The sequence below is a fragment of the Flavobacterium sp. UBA4197 genome (assembly GCF_002379575.1).
GTDB classification, from domain to species: Bacteria; Bacteroidota; Bacteroidia; order Flavobacteriales; family Flavobacteriaceae; genus Flavobacterium; species Flavobacterium inviolabile.
Genome location: NZ_DFUB01000015.1, coordinates 88,106 through 104,967, shown reverse-complemented (window position 1 = coordinate 104,967; position 16,862 = coordinate 88,106). Strand labels below are relative to the sequence as shown.

At 39.5% G+C, this 16,862-nt stretch carries 15 protein-coding genes and 1 other RNA gene; 10 read left to right on the top strand and 6 right to left on the bottom strand.

The genetic code is table 11. The features are described from left to right. Nucleotides 1–95: 95 nt before the first annotated feature. Nucleotides 96–1,271, bottom strand: a complete 1,176-nt coding sequence (locus B3394_RS07955; protein ID WP_177735961.1) for a GlmU family protein — start codon at nucleotides 1,269–1,271, stop codon at nucleotides 96–98. A gap of 106 nt (nucleotides 1,272–1,377) precedes the next feature. Next, nucleotides 1,378–1,629 (bottom strand): type B 50S ribosomal protein L31, encoded by a 252-nt coding sequence (locus B3394_RS07950; RefSeq protein WP_177735964.1) that lies wholly within the window; start codon nucleotides 1,627–1,629, stop codon nucleotides 1,378–1,380. A 237-nt stretch (nucleotides 1,630–1,866) separates the two neighbouring features. Here B3394_RS07950 and B3394_RS07945 point away from each other — a divergent pair, with 237 nt between their 5' ends. The 5 genes from B3394_RS07945 to B3394_RS07925 are packed head-to-tail and all read left to right on the top strand — an operon-like array spanning nucleotide 1,867 to nucleotide 7,666. Next, nucleotides 1,867–2,397 (top strand): DUF4199 domain-containing protein, encoded by a 531-nt coding sequence (locus B3394_RS07945; protein ID WP_177735967.1) that lies wholly within the window; start codon nucleotides 1,867–1,869, stop codon nucleotides 2,395–2,397. A gap of 8 nt (nucleotides 2,398–2,405) precedes the next feature. Further along, complete coding sequence (locus B3394_RS07940; protein WP_177735970.1) at nucleotides 2,406–3,362, top strand: glycosyltransferase family 2 protein; 957 nt, start codon at nucleotides 2,406–2,408, stop codon at nucleotides 3,360–3,362. A gap of 32 nt (nucleotides 3,363–3,394) precedes the next feature. Then, a complete protein-coding gene (locus tag B3394_RS07935; protein ID WP_286914961.1) occupies nucleotides 3,395–5,122 on the top strand; it encodes a phospho-sugar mutase in 1,728 nt (575 codons plus the stop codon). A gap of 2 nt (nucleotides 5,123–5,124) precedes the next feature. After that, a complete protein-coding gene (locus tag B3394_RS07930; protein ID WP_177735976.1) occupies nucleotides 5,125–6,951 on the top strand; it encodes an ABC transporter ATP-binding protein in 1,827 nt (608 codons plus the stop codon). A 10-nt stretch (nucleotides 6,952–6,961) separates the two neighbouring features. Then, nucleotides 6,962–7,666, top strand: a complete 705-nt coding sequence (locus B3394_RS07925; RefSeq protein ID WP_177735979.1) for a hypothetical protein — start codon at nucleotides 6,962–6,964, stop codon at nucleotides 7,664–7,666. A gap of 3 nt (nucleotides 7,667–7,669) precedes the next feature. Here B3394_RS07925 and B3394_RS07920 read toward each other — a convergent pair whose 3' ends face one another. Genes B3394_RS07920 through B3394_RS07910 form a run of 3 tightly spaced genes read right to left on the bottom strand, consistent with a single transcriptional unit; the run spans nucleotide 7,670 to nucleotide 12,613 of the window. Continuing rightward, complete coding sequence (locus tag B3394_RS07920; protein WP_177735981.1) at nucleotides 7,670–8,392, bottom strand: hypothetical protein; 723 nt, start codon at nucleotides 8,390–8,392, stop codon at nucleotides 7,670–7,672. A 47-nt stretch (nucleotides 8,393–8,439) separates the two neighbouring features. Further along, nucleotides 8,440–10,911: a TonB-dependent receptor gene (locus B3394_RS07915; RefSeq protein ID WP_286914958.1), complete on the bottom strand. Its 2,472-nt coding sequence runs from the start codon at nucleotides 10,909–10,911 to the stop codon at nucleotides 8,440–8,442. Further along, entirely contained in the window at nucleotides 10,895–12,613 is a 1,719-nt protein-coding gene (locus B3394_RS07910) for a M23 family metallopeptidase (protein ID WP_286914951.1), read from the bottom strand. The genes B3394_RS07915 and B3394_RS07910 overlap by 17 nt, the downstream gene beginning before the upstream one ends. A gap of 190 nt (nucleotides 12,614–12,803) precedes the next feature. Between B3394_RS07910 and B3394_RS07905 the strand changes: the two genes are divergently transcribed. From B3394_RS07905 to rny, 4 genes are all read left to right on the top strand, one after another. Further along, complete coding sequence (locus B3394_RS07905; protein WP_177735987.1) at nucleotides 12,804–13,094, top strand: hypothetical protein; 291 nt, start codon at nucleotides 12,804–12,806, stop codon at nucleotides 13,092–13,094. Between the two features lie 8 nt (nucleotides 13,095–13,102). Continuing rightward, nucleotides 13,103–13,396 carry a cell division protein ZapA gene (locus tag B3394_RS07900; RefSeq protein ID WP_177735990.1) on the top strand — a complete coding sequence of 98 codons (294 nt, stop codon included), beginning with the start codon at nucleotides 13,103–13,105 and terminating at the stop codon, nucleotides 13,394–13,396. A 55-nt stretch (nucleotides 13,397–13,451) separates the two neighbouring features. Beyond that, nucleotides 13,452–13,557: non-coding RNA, 6S RNA (gene ssrS, locus B3394_RS07895), on the top strand. 50 nt (nucleotides 13,558–13,607) lie between these two features. After that, entirely contained in the window at nucleotides 13,608–15,173 is a 1,566-nt protein-coding gene (rny, locus tag B3394_RS07890) for a ribonuclease Y (protein WP_177735993.1), read from the top strand. Nucleotides 15,174–15,254: 81 nt separating this feature from the next. Here rny and xerD read toward each other — a convergent pair whose 3' ends face one another. Next, complete coding sequence (gene xerD / locus B3394_RS07885) at nucleotides 15,255–16,154, bottom strand: site-specific tyrosine recombinase XerD (RefSeq protein ID WP_286914950.1); 900 nt, start codon at nucleotides 16,152–16,154, stop codon at nucleotides 15,255–15,257. A gap of 89 nt (nucleotides 16,155–16,243) precedes the next feature. Here xerD and B3394_RS07880 point away from each other — a divergent pair, with 89 nt between their 5' ends. Then, complete coding sequence (locus tag B3394_RS07880) at nucleotides 16,244–16,831, top strand: porin family protein (RefSeq protein WP_273243930.1); 588 nt, start codon at nucleotides 16,244–16,246, stop codon at nucleotides 16,829–16,831. The last annotated feature ends 31 nt before the right edge of the window (nucleotides 16,832–16,862 follow it).

Here is a 16,862-nt window from a genome sequence, read left to right as displayed (position 1 = left end):
CTTCTTTATGAATCGTTAAATTTACAGCCGTAAAACAAAAAACCACAACCGTTATTACAGTTGTGGTTTCCTATTTTTAAGGTCTTACTATCCTATTATTCTTTTCGCCATTTTTTGGTTTCCTCAAATACGTGTTCTAAAATTGCCGCATCCTGTTCTGTGAATTCCACATTGCGTCTTGACATTACAATTTTAGCCGTATCAAAAGCTTTTTTGGTGATATAGGTGGTAAAACCGGCTGCTCCGCCCCAAGAGAAACTCGGCACGAAATTTCTCGGGAAACCGCTTCCGAAGATGTTTGTACTCACCCCCACAACCGTTCCGGTATTGAACATGGTGTTGATCCCGCATTTGCTGTGATCGCCCATCATCAATCCGCAAAACTGTAGTCCGGTTTTAGCAAATCCTTCCGTTTCATAGCTCCACAGTTTTACTTCTTCGTAATTGTTCTTTAAATTCGAGTTATTACTGTCAGCACCAATATTACACCATTCTCCCAAAACCGAATTTCCTAAAAATCCGTCATGTCCTTTATTCGAATAGCCAAACAGTACCGAATTATTCACTTCTCCTCCAATTCTGGAGTGCGGCCCAACAGTTGTTGCGCCATATACTTTGGTAGCCAGTTTTACCTGTGCTTCTTCACAAAGAGCAAACGGACCACGAATAACCGAACCTTCCATTATTTCAGCATTTTTACCAATATAAATAGGACCGGTTGCTGCATTTAATGTTACAAATTCCAGTTTGGCGCCTTCTTCCAGGAAAATATTTTCCGGCGCAATAACATTCACACTCTTTGGAATGGGCTGTGATGTTCTGCCTTCGGTTAACAATTCGAAATCTTCACGAAGGGCAATATCGTTTTTCTGAAAAATATCCCAGGTGTGTTCTATTTTGATACAATCGTTTGTGTATTCGATAATTTCATACGAATCAAAATCTACTTCTTCCTGAGTATCCTGCGTATAAAAAGCGATTACGTCATCCTTGTGAAAAATAGCCTGATTCGGTTCCAGATTCACCACCATTTCCGTCAGTATCTCATTGGGCAAAAAGGAAGCATTAATCATAATATTCGCTTCCATTTCCACCATCGGGAATTTTTCCATTAAATATTCCTCCGTTAAGGTGGTCGTAGTGTACCCCAGGTGTTTTTCCCATTTTTCTCTAATGGTCAGAATCCCGATTCGAATATCGGCTACCGGACGGGTAAAAGTAAACGGAAGTAACGCTTCGCGAACCGTTCCATCAAAAAGTATGTAGTTCATTTGTATCTGTTCAAGATTAGAATGTACCAAAGTTACAAAGTTTCGGTCAGATAAAAATAAAAAAAGCCTTCCGGAATGGAAGGCTTTCTTATTTTTTGAACACTTATTATTTACTAAATTTAGCGTATTTGTTTTTGAATTTATCAATACGTCCTGCAGTATCGATAAGTTTAGATTTACCTGTGTAGAAAGGGTGAGAAGTTCTGGAGATCTCCATTTTGTACACCGGGTATTCAACACCATCAACTTCGATAGTTTCTTTAGTTTCTACTGTAGATTTTGTGATGAAGATATCTTCGTTAGACATATCTTTAAACGCTACTAATCTGTAATTTTCTGGGTGAATTCCTTTTTTCATGATAAATCTTTATTTGTGGCTGTAATCCGTTTTGAAGCTTCTATTTTTCAAAAAGGTATAAACGTCTCACAACTTTTTGTTTATAAACTTTTTTATTTTCAGGTTGCAAATGTACAACTAATTTTGAAATATCAAATCTTTAGTCCTATTTTTTTAAGTAGCAGCCTGCTATATTTTTTAGCTATCCTATAAAGGTAATTCTTATATTTGTAAATTAATTAACCTAAACCAAAATTTATGAATAGTATCATTAAAAAAAACGGGATTAATTTCGGCCTGATAATGGGTATCTTTTCCATTTTAGTAACAACTCTGATATACGCTATCGACATTTCTTTATTTGTGAATCCGATGATTGGCATTTCAAGTATTGTGATATACCTGATTCTGGGAATATGGGTTGTTTCCAAAACAAAAAAAGAGCTTAACAAAAGTATCACTTTTAAAGAGGCTTTTACCGTTTATTTTTTAGCGGCCGCTATAGGAGCAACACTTTCTGTAGTATTCAATATTATTTTATTTAATTATATCGATCCTGCTGCTAAAGACACTATTCGCCAGTTGACTATTGATTATACAGTTGACATGCTTAGAAAATTCAGTACTCCGACTGCAACGATAAAAGAAACGGTTGAAAAATTAAAAGAATCAGACAACTATAGTATTGTAAGCCAATTAAAAGGTTTGGTATTCAGTCTTGTTTTCAGTGCCATTTTCGGAGCAATTTTAGCGCTGATTTTTAAGAATAGAACCAATACTTTAGAATAATAAAATAAATGAATTTATCCATTATAATTCCTTTACTAAACGAAAGTGAATCACTTCCGGAATTGCATTCATGGATTTCAAAAGTTATGACTGCCCACCATTACTCCTATGAAGTTATCTTTATAGACGATGGCAGTACCGACAGTTCCTGGCAATTGATTGAGCAGTTAGCTGCCCGGAATCCGAATGTAAAAGGAATTCGTTTTTTACGAAATTACGGAAAATCGCAGGCGCTGCATGCCGGTTTTGCAAAAGCAGCCGGTGATGTTATCATCACTATGGATGCCGATTTGCAGGACAGTCCTGACGAGATTCCCGAATTATACAATATGATTACCAGCCAGAACTACGATTTGGTTTCGGGCTGGAAAAAAAAGCGCTACGACTCTGTAGTAGCCAAAAATTTACCTTCAAAATTATTCAACTGGGCTGCCCGAAAAACATCGGGCGTTCAGTTGAACGATTTTAACTGCGGACTAAAAGCCTATAAAAACATCGTTATTAAAAATATTGAGGTTTCGGGTGAAATGCACCGTTACATTCCGGTTCTGGCAAAAAACGCCGGTTTTGGAAAAATTGGTGAAAAAATCGTTATTCACCAGGCCCGTAAATACGGATCGACAAAATTTGGTATGGAACGTTTTATCAACGGTTTTCTGGACCTGATTACCATCTGGTTCTTATCCCGCTTCGGAAAACGCCCGATGCACCTTTTCGGTGCTTTAGGAGTTTTAATGTTCCTGATCGGTTTTTTATCGGCCGGATATATTGGTTTTATAAAGCTTTACAGGCTGTACCACCATCAGCACACCATTTTAGTAACCAGCAATCCCTGGTTTTATATTGCGCTGACTACGATGATTATCGGAACACAACTGTTTTTAGCCGGATTTTTAGGCGAAATTATTCTCCGTACCAAAAACAATGAAGAGCGGTATAAAATTTCCAATGAAGTAAATACCTGATTCTTGTTTACAAACTTTAAAGTTGAACAGCAATGCACATTGAACAAAACATATTAGATAAAGTAAATGTCTGGTTAACGCCAACATTTGACAAGCATACCCAGGAAAAAATCAAAGAAATGATGACTTCGGCTCCGAAAGAGCTGGAAGACAGTTTCTACAAGAACCTGGAATTTGGAACCGGAGGAATGAGAGGGATTATGGGCGTAGGAACCAATCGTATCAATCAATATACCTTAGGGAAAAACACGCAGGGATTATCGGATTATCTGAAGATTTCTTTTCCGGGTGAAGCCCTTAAAGTTGCGATTGCCTATGACTGCCGCCACAATAGCGACACTCTGGCAAAAGTGGTTGCCGATGTTTTTTCTGCCAACGGAATTAAAGTGTATTTATTTTCAGACATGCGTCCCACTCCCGAATTGTCTTTCGCGGTGAAACATCTTGGCTGTCATGCCGGAATTGTACTGACCGCTTCACACAATCCGCCGGAATACAATGGTTATAAAGTGTACTGGCAGGACGGAGGTCAGCTGGTTCCACCTCAGGACAAGGAGGTCATTGAAACCATTGAAGCACTGAATTACGATCAGATCCGCTTTCAAGCCAATAACGATTTAATTGAATATATCGATACCGCCATTGATGATGCTTTTATCAATAACGCTATCGAAAATGCCAGTTTCAACACTCCGGCTACGGCAAAAGACAAGCTGAAAATAGTTTTTACGTCCCTGCACGGAACGTCTATAAAATTAGTTCCGGATGTTTTGGAAAAAGCTGGCTACCCTCATGTTGAGATCGTTAAGGAACAGGCCGAACCGGACGGGAATTTCCCAACGGTAAAATCACCAAACCCGGAAGAACCGGAAGCTTTAACAATGGCTATGGCACTGGCCGAAAAGACAAATGCCGATATTGTTATCGGAACCGATCCGGACAGCGACCGTTTAGGCGTTGCCGTTAGAAATACCGAAGGCAAACTGATCTTATTAAACGGTAACCAGACCATGGTGGTTATGACCCATTTCCTTTTGGAACAATGGCGAAAACAGGGCAAAATAACCGGAACCGAATTTATTGGTTCTACCATCGTATCCACACCAATGATGCTGGAGTTAGCTTCTGCCTATGGCATTGAATGCAAAGTAGGACTTACCGGATTCAAGTGGATCGCTAAAATGATCAAAGACTTCCCGGATCAGAAATTTATTGGCGGCGGCGAAGAAAGTTTCGGTTTTATGGTGGGCGATGCCGTTCGCGATAAAGATGCCGTTACCGCTACGTTACTGGTTTGCGAAATTGCCGCTCAGGCAAAAGAAAGAGGCGCTTCCCTATATGAGGAACTGCTGCAGATGTATGTTGATTTTGGCTTCTATAAAGAACATTTAATTTCAATCACGAAAAAAGGTATTGAAGGCGCTAACGAGATCAAACAAATGATGGTTGCTTTACGGGAGAATCCGCTAAAAGAAATTAACGGAGAGCGCGTGGTTTTTATTGAAGATTATCAAAATTCGACAACAAAAAATCTTTTTACAGACGAAACAGGAACCTTGAGTATTCCCAAATCGAATGTTTTAATCTACTATCTGGAAGACGGTAGTAAAATTTGTGCCCGACCAAGCGGTACAGAACCAAAAATAAAATTCTATTTCAGCGTAAATGCTGCCATAGAAAGCATTGATGATGTTGTTGAAGCTGAAGCATTCCTGGACGACAAAATCAAGAATATAATATCAGGAATGAATTTATCTTAAAAATGACTTACTTTAAACAAATATTCCGCTTTGCGATTCCGTACTTAAAATATGCGTACCTGAATATTTTATTCAACGTACTGTATGCTTTATTCAGTACTGTTTCGTTTATGGCATTAATTCCAATGTTATCGGTTTTATTCGGTGAAACCAAAAAAGTTACCGAAATACCGCAATACACCGGAATTGAAAACATTAAAGCGTACGCAGAAAATTATTTTAATTATTTCGTCACCACCACCTCCGAAGCCAAAGGTCTGGATTATACACTGGGTGTACTGGTGGTGATCATTATCTCGATTTTCTTACTTAAAAACCTGTTCAATTATATGGCACTTTTTTTCGCAACCTTCCTTCGAAACGGAATGCTGCGCGATTTAAGAAATGCCATGTATAAAAAAGCAGTGGAACTGCCGTTATCGTTTTTTTCAGAAAAAAGAAAAGGCGACACCATATCCCGAATCACCTGGGACGTGGCGGAAGTACAGGGCTCCTATTTATCCATCCTGGAATTAATTATCAAGGAGCCGCTAACGATTATCTTCACGATTGTTGCCATGCTGGTGATCAGCGTTAAGCTAACCATTTTTGTATTTATTTTTATTCCGGTATCGGGTTTTATCATCTCTCTGATCGGAAAACGTTTAAAAAAGCAGTCCTCTGTAGCCCAGCAGGAACAAGGTTTCTTTCTTTCCATTATTGAAGAGACCTTAGGCGGACTGAAAGTGATTAAAGGTTTTACAGCCGAAAGTTATTTCAATAAAAAATTCAGCACTTCGACCGATCGTTATTTTGAACTTTCAAACAAAATCATGAACCGTCAGAATATGGCTTCCCCGGTGAGCGAATTCATGGGAATCATGGTCATTGCGATTCTTTTATGGTTTGGCGGACACATGGTTTTAGTAGAAAAAACGTTATTAGGCGCGCAATTCATCGCCTATATGGGACTTGCTTACAACATTTTAACGCCTGCCAAAGCGATTTCCAAAGCTTCTTACGATATTAAAAGAGGAAATGCTGCTGCAGAACGTGTGCTTGAAATTTTAGAACAGGAAAATCCTATTGAAAATAACGCCAAAGCGATTAAGAAAGATACCTTTGAAGACAAAATAAGCATCCAGAACATCAACTTCCGCTATGAAGAGGAGAATGTACTGAAAAACTTCTCCCTTGAAGTGCCGAAAGGAAAAACCATTGCTTTGGTTGGACAGTCGGGAAGCGGAAAAAGTACTATTGCCAATTTGCTGACGCGTTTTTATGACGTACAGGAAGGTTCTGTAAAAATTGACAATATCAATATTAAAGATTACGACCTGCATTCGCTGCGCGGTTTGATGGGACTGGTAACCCAGGACAGTATCTTGTTTAACGATACCATTAAAAACAACATCCTGTTAGGAAAACTGGACGCTACCGATGATGAAATCATTGCCGCTTTAAAGATTGCCAACGCTTATGAATTTGTAAAAGATCTTCCTAACGGTATTGAAACCAATATCGGGGACAGCGGTAACAAATTATCCGGCGGACAGAAACAGCGTTTATCTATTGCCAGAGCCGTATTGAAAAATCCTCCGATCATGATCCTGGATGAAGCGACTTCCGCATTGGATACCGAAAGCGAAAGACTGGTACAGCAGGCACTGGAAAACATGATGCAAAACAGAACTTCGGTTGTTATTGCCCACCGTTTGTCTACAATTCAAAAAGCAGACATGATCGTGGTAATGCAAAAAGGAGAAATTGTAGAACAAGGTACCCATGACTCGCTTTTAGCCTTAAACGGTACGTATTCCAAACTGGTTATGATGCAGTCCTTCGAATAAAACATTTTTAATGTACAGAAACGCTCCGAACATAACGCTTCCTGAAGATCCGGATACTATTATCTGGAAATACCTGGACTTGTCGAAATTTCTGGATTTGCTACTGTATCAAAAAATGTTTATGTCGCGTTCCGATAAGTTTGAAGATCAGTATGAAGGTACTTTTAGTGAGCCTACTTTTGAAGAGATTAAAAAAATAGCAGAAAACAATCCTAAATTTCTGCAATACTATAAGTCACATCGTGAAAATGTCGTTATCAGCAGTTGGCACACCAACGAATACGAATCTTTCGCGATGTGGCAAATTTTTACCAAAAACAACGAAGGTTTAGCCATCCAGTCTACCATCGGAAGGCTCAAAGAAGCGCTGGCTCCGGAAAAGCATTTTGAGCAGTATATCGGCGAGGTGAATTATATTGACTATAAAAAGGAGTACATTCCTTTTGACGATGCCTTCTTCCCTTTTTTGTTTAAAAGAAAAAGTTTTCAGTATGAAAAGGAAATCCGGATCATTTCGGATCTTACCTCCCAAAAAATGTCCATTAATGAAGGTTTAAAGATAAATGTAAACATCAACACCCTGATTGAAAAGGTTTACATTCATCCTAAATCGGAAAACTGGTATAAGAAACTGGTAATCGAACTGGTTACCAAACTCGGTTATGATTATATTACGATTGAAAAATCGGATCTGGAAAGCGATATCCTGATTTAGGTTTTATATCGGCATATACTCTTCTACTTTCCACTCTTTATCCAACAGGTTTACATAAAAATAGTGTACAGTATCTTTTTTATCGAAAGCACCATTCTTATTGATATCCTCAATGGTTCTGAAATAAAGCCTGTTCTGAACTTCCACAATATTCCAGTCCAATAGTTCCTGTAAATCGTCGGACAGTTTGGTAAAGTTCGTTCCGTTGATGTTACTCACGTATAACGCTTTAATATCATTGGCATCTACTTTATTATCGCGGTTCGTATCGGCATCTACCAACGAATAAACCAGGATCTGTTTTTTGGTTTTATCAGCGATTGTATTAAGATAAGTAGCGGTCTGAATCTGGATCGCCTTATCCGTTAACGAATGCAGCGCGGTAGAGTCAATGTGCTGAAATTTTAGATTCTGGAAATAACCGGTAATTTCAAAACGGTTGTAATTTGAAATCGCATAGCTCACCGAGTTGGTTTTACTGGAACCATAACTGCTGCTTGGCCCGTCGTATACACGGATATCGCCAATAGCATGGATCAGGTATTTGGTTCCCTCCATATAAATGGGCAAATCGGCTATCTTAATCTGAGAAGAATCCCTTTTCACCTGACCGTTCACAGCACTTTTAGCTTCTTCATAAATTACTTTAGGTTTTTTGACTTCCTCTTTACAACTTATAAAAAGAAACGACAAAAGCAAAACGGCACATGTTACAATCTTTTTCATCTTCTGAAATTAAATGGTCATTCAAATATAAAACTTTTAAGCTGGAACTACAATCTTACATTCAACTTTAAATTAAAAGTTCTTGTGGTCATATAATTCGGGATTCCGTACTGGCTTTTTGTATAAACATCGCGAACCCAGGTATTGGTGATCGCATTCTGATTATTGAACAGGTTAAAGATTTCAAAGCCCAGTGTAAACTCTTTAAATGGTTTTAGCCAGGTTTTAGCAGATTTTATATTTGCATCTTTAAATACATACGAAAAACCGGCATCTGCTCTTCTATAGTCTTTTAAACGCAGCTGGTAGTCATACGGATCGGCATAGGCAGGAGAACCGCCCGGAAGTCCGGTATTGTAAATCATATTCAGGTACATTTTCAGGTTCGGAATCGTAGGCATATAATCCTGGAAAAGCAATCCGAATTTTAAACGCTGGTCGGTTGGACGGGCAATATATCCTTTTCCATCCTGATTTTCTTCTGTTTTCAGGTATCCGAAACTGAACCAGGATTCCGTTCCCGGAACAAACTCGCCATTCAGTCGGAAATCGGCTCCATACACATAGGCTGTCGCGTCATTATTAGCACTGTAACGAATCCGCACATTATCAATGGTATAGGTATTCACATCTGTCAGATTCTTATAATAGGCTTCCGAAACCAGTTTAAACGGTCTTCCCCACATTTTAAAACTGTAGTCGTTACTCAACACGATATGTACAGACTGCTGTGCTTTCACATTGGGCTGTACCACACCGTTAGCATCCCGCAATTCCCTGTAGAAAGGCGGCTGGTGGTATAATCCTCCCGATAAACGGAAAAGCATATCCATATCCCAATCCGGTTTTATGGCAAACTGCGCGCGCGGGCTAATTACAAACTGGCTGTCTCCATCGGTAATATTATCACCGGAAACCTGCCACTGATGTGCTCTCACTCCGGCATTCACCCAAAACTGGCTACTTCCCATTTCGCCACGGCAATTCCATTGGGCATACCCTGAAAAACGGTTGATCTTCACAAAGTTTGTCGCTCTGATGTTCTGATAAGGCGCTAACGGCCCGGTATAAGGTGTGTATGGCTGGTCGTGCGGAATACCCAAAATAGGCGCCGGCAATGAAAAACCTGCCGAATCGATCGCTTCCCACTCTACTATTCTGTCCCGGATATCTTCACGGGTATATTTAAGTCCCCATTCTACCTGGTGGTCACTTTCTTTAGGAGCGTGAAAACCTTTTACTTCTGCATTTACAATTAATGCATCCAGATCGTTTCTGGCATGGCTCAGCTGCGAACCGACACCACGGGAATACACCACATCGCCAAAAGTATCCGAACCAATGTTACTGTCCACTTCTCCCAGAGCATATTGTGCCTGTATATCAAAATGTTCCTGTTCCTGTGTGTGGTAGGTTGAACCGATAAATTTCAGTTTGAATTCGTCACTCACCTGATAAACCGATTTGATAGCACCGAAAAGGGTCAGATAACGATCCTTCTCCTGTCCGTCATAAAAAACCTGCAAGGCTATAGGATTGTCTATTGTTCCAAAATTCGTCTGACGTGAGATCGGCTGATAGTTGTAACGGTTTTGCGATATATTTCCCAAAAAACTCCATTGCCATTTTGTAGAAGCATCGAAATTAACCAAAGTCTGAACATCCACAAAGGTAGGCCGGAAGTTTGTTTCCGTTTCCTGGCTTTTTACCAGCAGGCTGTTGTCGCGGTAACGCACTCCTGTAATACTGCTCCATTTCTGGTTTTTGGAAACCATATCTACTGTGGCACTTCCGCCTAAAAGGCTGGCATCCAAAGCTGCCTGGAATTTCGTTGGTCTTCTGTAGGTAATATCCAAAACAGATGATAATTTATCGCCGTATTTTGCCTGGAAACCTCCGGCAGAGAAATCCACATTTTGTACCATCTCGGTATTGGTAAAACTCAATCCTTCCTGTTGCCCGGAACGGATCAAAAACGGACGGTACACTTCAATTTCATTTACATAAACCAGGTTCTCATCATAGTTCCCGCCGCGAACCGCATACTGGGTACTCAGTTCATTGTTCGAATAGACGCCGGGTAATGTTTTCAGGATGTTTTCAATTCCGGCATTAGCTCCCGGTATGGTTCGTATTACTTCCGGTGTAATTACCGTTATCCCTTCTACTCTTTTTCGTCCGCCACCGGTAACAATCACTTCTCCCAATTGTTCCTGACGCTGATTTAAAACCACATTGAGTTCATAATCTTCGTTGGGTTTCAATTCGATAACCGTTGTCGCCTTTTTATAGCTCACATGCGAAATTTCTATTGTTATTTTCTGATGTGCGGGTATCGTTATCTGAAAAAAACCGTTGGCATTCGATTGTGAAGAGGCGGATCCGGCTTTTATAGTTGCTTTTTCAATGGGCTTATTGTTTTCATCTAAAAGAATTCCTTTTACACGTCCCGTTTGTGAATAGGAGGCATAACCAATAAAAAAAACACAGATAACAAGGAAATTAATTATTTTTCTCAAGTGGGGTAGTTTTTAAATTTCTAAAAAAATGAGTTTCAAAGGTAGTAGAATTTCCAATATTATCAGAAACAATAATTTTTAAATCATTCCGTCCTTCATCATAAATCATATCGCTTAAATCGTGTACTAACAATTTGGTTTTGTAATCATATTTCATCAGTATCCATTTGCCATTCAGGTAACCGTTGTATTCTTTTATACCCGACAAATCGTCCTGAATGTAAACACTAATCGTGTCCAGCTTATCAATTGTACTTCCTGTTGCGAAATTCGGTTTGTAGATTCGCGGTCCGGCGGTATCCGTCATCAGAAGGAATTTACCCAGATCTTTTGTTTTTATGGAAACCAGGTTGCCTTTTCTGGTTGTTGTAAAATATTCCGCTTTGGCACCGTCCATCCGGGCAATAAATGTTTTTTTCTGATCCAGGTTGGGAATCCCGCTCACATCAAAGGTTATCGTAATGTTGTTATGCGCCGGCACCGTATCGTCATGCAGGTCAAGCACATTGTCTTTTACATCAAAGTTCAGGTAGAAATCATCGTAAAAGGCATTTGCCGGAATAAAAACGGAAATATTGTCCCTGGTGTAGTTATGGTCGTTACTGGCTTTAATAAAGTAAGGCGTTTTAACATCTTCCCTTAAATATTTTGCTTCCAGGCCGGAATAGGCAATCGGAATGTTAATAATTGTTTTGTTGTTATTAAAATCGGACACTTCAATTCTATAGGTAAAATTGTCCCCGTCTTTAACGCTGATCTGTCCGTTTTTAGCATTTCCGCTAATAATGGAAAAAGGATAACTGTTTTTGTAAAACAATTTCTGATAGCGCTGCTTGGTTCTTTTATATCTTTCGTAGTCGATGAAGTTATTGATATAGCGCGATTCGTCAAACGAAAAAGCATCAAACTGGTAACCGTACAGTTTGGTTCCGTTTAAAAAAGTTTCCACTTTATAAACCCCGTTTTTACTGTAGTTGTTATCTGAAGTATCGTAAGCATCCAGCGCAAAAGCAATGTCGCCTTTGGCAGCAATTTTACCGGCAAGATAGGTTCCGTCTTTTTGCAGCGAAAGCGCAATGACTATCGGACGCTGCGAAGCGTTAACCACGGCATCATCGCTAACCGAATAGGCCACGATACTGTTTACGGATGGCGCTTTGGTATCGACCAGTTCCTGATTTAACCCGAACAAAAGCGGATTCAGTGTTTTTTCTGTTTTGGTATCCCGGTATTCAAAATGCAGGTGCGGTCCGCCGGAACCTCCGGTATTTCCGGAAAAAGCGACCAGATCACCTTTAACAACCGGTAATTCGGCTGCTGTGGGGAAAAATTCCACTTCAAATTTTTTCTGGGTGTATTGTCTCTTTTTTACATATTCTCTGATCTTGCCTTCATAGGCCGACAAATGCCCGTAAACGGTAGTAAAACCGTTCGGATGGGTAATGTAAAGTGCGTGACCGTAGCCAAATGTAGAAACTTTTATCCGGGAAATATAGCCGTCTGCCACTGCAAAAACGGGCAATCCGATGCGCTGCTGTGTTTTATAATCCAATCCGGAATGAAAGTGATTGCCTCTTAATTCTCCAAAAGTACCGGAAGAAAACAACGGAATGTTCATTGGCGATCTGAAATAATCTTTCGGATATTGATTCTGGCTAAAGCAACATAAAAAGGGGAACAGTAAAAATAACAGCAGTCTCATAACTCGAATTTAGGCTAATATAATAAAAAACAAATATAAAACAATTCGAAAATACCGCAAAAACTTAACTAACTATAAAACAATTTATTATCAAAACCCGCTAAAGTTTTTCGTTTTTTTTAGTAAAACTATTGGGTTTTTTCATCAGGAATACTAACTTTGTAAAATCATATAATGAAATTAGTCTGCAATGAATGGATTGTCGGAAATTATTGATTCTCTTGAATATAAATTTTCCAAGCTTATCGTTAAAATCGAAGGGCTGGAAAAATTAAACCAGGAGTTACGCAATGAAATATCGAAATCAACAGCGCTAATCAATCGCCAGAAAGAAGAAATTACCGTATTAAAAGAACAATACGACAATTTAAAAATGGTGAATTCATTATTGGGCAGTGAAGAAAATAAACGAGAAACGAAACTCAAAATAAATTCATTAATACGCGAAATTGATTATTGTATAGCACAACTTTCTGATTAGAAAGCCTTATGGATGACAAGCTAAAAATAAAAATATCAATTGCAGACAGGGTATATCCGCTAACAGTAGATTATGCTCAGGAAGAAGGACTCAGAAGTGCTTCCCGCAAGATAGATACAATGATCAAGCAATTTGAAGAAAACTATGCCGTGCGCGACAAACAGGACGTTTTAGCCATGTGTGCCTTACAATTTGCTTCGCAGGTAGAACAAAAACAGATTGACAAATCAGTTGATTTTCAGGAAGCTTTTGAACGCCTAAAAAACATGAATGACAAATTGGATTCGATTCTGTCTAAATAAATCACGTTCTTTAAAATAGATTAAGATACTGCCTACATTAGTACCTATTTGATAAACTCAACACTAACAAATTAAAATGGGTGAATCATCGTTTCTAAAGCAAGCTGTCCAGAACAGATCCTTGAACAACGAGTTAACTCAAAACTTGTCTTTACGAGTTTATGCAATAACCCTAATGTAGGCTTTTTTTATATATAATTTTCAACATACTATGAGCACAACATTGATAATAATTATTTGCTGTATCGCAGGAACAGGGATAGGTTTTGGAATTGCAAAATATTTAGAAAAGATCAATGCTTCGACATTGATTAAAAATGCAAAAAAAGATGCCTCATCCATCCTAAAAGACGCAAGAACAGAAGGGGAAGCCCTAAAAAAGGATAAGATCCTTCAGGCTAAGGAAAAGTTCATTGAATTAAAAGCAGAACACGAACAGGTAATTTTAGGTCGCGACAAGAAAATTGCTGAAGCAGAGAAAAGAACACGCGACAAAGAATCACAAGTATCAAACGAATTAGCAAAAGCCAAAAAAGCTAACGAAGAATTAGAAACCAAAACTACAGATTACAACAACCGTATTGACGTATTAGACAAAAAACAACAGGAGATTGAAAAATTACACAAAAGCCAGGTAGAACAGCTTGAGGTAATTTCCGGTCTTTCTGCTGATGAAGCTAAAAATCAATTGGTGGAGAGTCTGAGAGCTGAGGCAAAAACCAGCGCAATGTCCCACATTCAGGAGACTATTGAAGAGGCTAAATTAACCGCACAGCAGGAAGCTAAAAAGATCATCATCAGCACGATTCAGCGTATCGGAACAGAAGAGGCTGTAGAAAACTGCGTTTCTGTATTCAACATTGAATCGGACGATGTAAAAGGTCGTATTATCGGACGTGAAGGCCGTAACATCAGAGCATTAGAGGCTGCTACCGGAGTAGAGATCATCGTTGATGATACTCCTGAGGCAATCATCCTTTCCTGTTTTGACCCGGTTCGCCGTGAAATTGCCCGTTTGGCATTACACAAACTGGTAACAGACGGACGTATTCACCCGGCACGTATTGAAGAGGTGGTGGCTAAAACCGCTAAACAGATTGACGATGAAATCATCGAAGTTGGTAAACGTACCGTTATCGATTTAGGAATTCACGGATTACACCCTGAATTGATCAAAATCGTCGGACGTATGAAATACCGTTCTTCTTACGGACAAAACTTATTACAACACTCCAGAGAAGTGGCAAAACTTTGCGGTATCATGGCAGCCGAATTGGGCTTAAATGTAAAACTGGCAAAAAGAGCCGGATTACTTCACGATATCGGAAAAGTACCGGAAACAGAAAGCGAACTTCCGCATGCTATCTTAGGGATGCAGTGGGCTGAAAAATACGGTGAGAAAGAAGAGGTATGCAACGCTATCGGAGCGCACCACGACGAGATCGAAATGAAATCGTTAATTGCACCGATTATCCAGGTTTGTGATGCTATTTCAGGTGCAAGACCAGGTGCAAGACGTCAGGTACTGGATTCTTATATCCAGCGTTTGAAAGATCTTGAAGATATCGCTTACGGATTCAACGGTGTTAAAAACGCTTATGCTATCCAGGCCGGACGTGAACTACGTGTTATCGTAGAGAGCGAGAAAGTGAGCGACGAAATGGCTTCAACACTTTCTTTTGATATTTCTCAAAAGATCCAGACAGAAATGACCTATCCGGGTCAGGTAAAAATTACCGTTATCCGCGAAACAAGAGCGGTAAATATTGCCAAATAACAAATCGCATTCACTTTACATTAAATGATAAAAAAAGCATTTCAAAATTTTGAAATGCTTTTTTATTTATAATCGGTACCGTTATTTTCGGGGATGGAATGCATGCAGTACTTTCGAAAGATGTTTCCGGTCCAGATGCATATAGACCTCGGTAGTTGTTATCGACTCATGTCCGAGCATAATCTGGATCGAACGTAAGTCGGCCCCGTTTTCCAGCAAATGTGTCGCAAAGGAGTGCCTGAACGTGTGCGGGCTGATTGTTTTATTGAGATTTATTTTCACGGCCAGGTCTTTAATTATCGTAAAGATCATCGCCCGTGTGAGCTGCCCTCCTCTTCTGTTCAGGAACAAAGTATCCTCAAATCCTTTTTTGATCTGCTGGTGGTTCCGGATGCCTTCCTGATAGAACACAATATATTTTTGAGTAGAAGCCCCGATTGGGACAAAACGCTGTTTATTTCCTTTACCGGTAACTTTAATAAAGCCTTCGTCAAAAAAGAGATCCGAAATTTTCAACCCGACCAGTTCCGAAACCCGCAAACCGCAGCTATAAAGCGTTTCCAGCATTGCCCGGTTGCGTTCTCCTTCATTTTTGGACAGGTCAATCGCTTTTATTAACGCATCAATCTCAATAGTGGAAAGCGTGTCCGGTAATTTTCTCCCCACTTTGGGGATTTCAATCAGTTCCAAAGGTGTTGTTTCCCGGTATCCTTCAAAGATCAGATAATTAAAAAAGCTCTTTAATCCCGAAATAAGCCTTGACTGCGAACGGGCATTAACCGTTCCGGAAATGGCATATATAAATTCCTGTATCGTCAGTTCGTCGATATTTACCGGAGAAATGCTCAGACCACTCGTTTCCAGATAGGCCAGCAGCTTTTCAATATCATAAACATAGTTCATGATGGTATTCTCTGACAATCCCCTTTCCAATTTCAAATACGCCTTATACTCATTTATGTAAGATCTCCAGAGTGTCATAATTTTTAAACTGCTTTAAATACTGCCCTGTTAAAATCCAGATTGGCACGATTTCTGGATAAAGTTATTAAACTTAAAAATTTAACCTTATGAAATTAGTAAATTTTTTGCCCGCCGGTTTATTATTTTTAGTAACACTAACAGCAGCCAATGCCCAGGAAAAAGCCAGTTTTGGTATAAAAGGAGGTTTGAACTACTCCACCGTTACACAAGGTAAGTTTGAAGAAGGCCCGGATGCCAGAACCAGTTTTCACATTGGTGTTGTTGGCGAAGTCCCCATTGTTCCGAACATATTTTCCATCCAGCCGGAAGTACTATACTCCCAGCAGGGTTTTGAAAGTAATGTAACACTATTGGGAAATACCTACACAACCACACACAAAATTGATTATTTAAACATTCCCGTTTTAGCAAAATTATATCTTGTTAAAGGGTTAAGCCTGGAAGCCGGTCCGCAATTTGGTTTTAAACTGAATGAAAGCCACGACAGCGACAACAGTTCCATTACAACCAACGAAGTCAACAAGTTTGACACCGCTTTGGCGCTGGGAGCTACCTTTAACCTGTCTGGCGGTATTTTTATCTTTGGCCGCTACACCTACAGCTTAAATGAAGTGGTAAAAGACACCGATGCCAAGAACAAGGTATTACAAGCCGGAATCGGTTTTAAATTTTAAAAAAGAAAACCTCCCAATGGGAGGTTTTTAT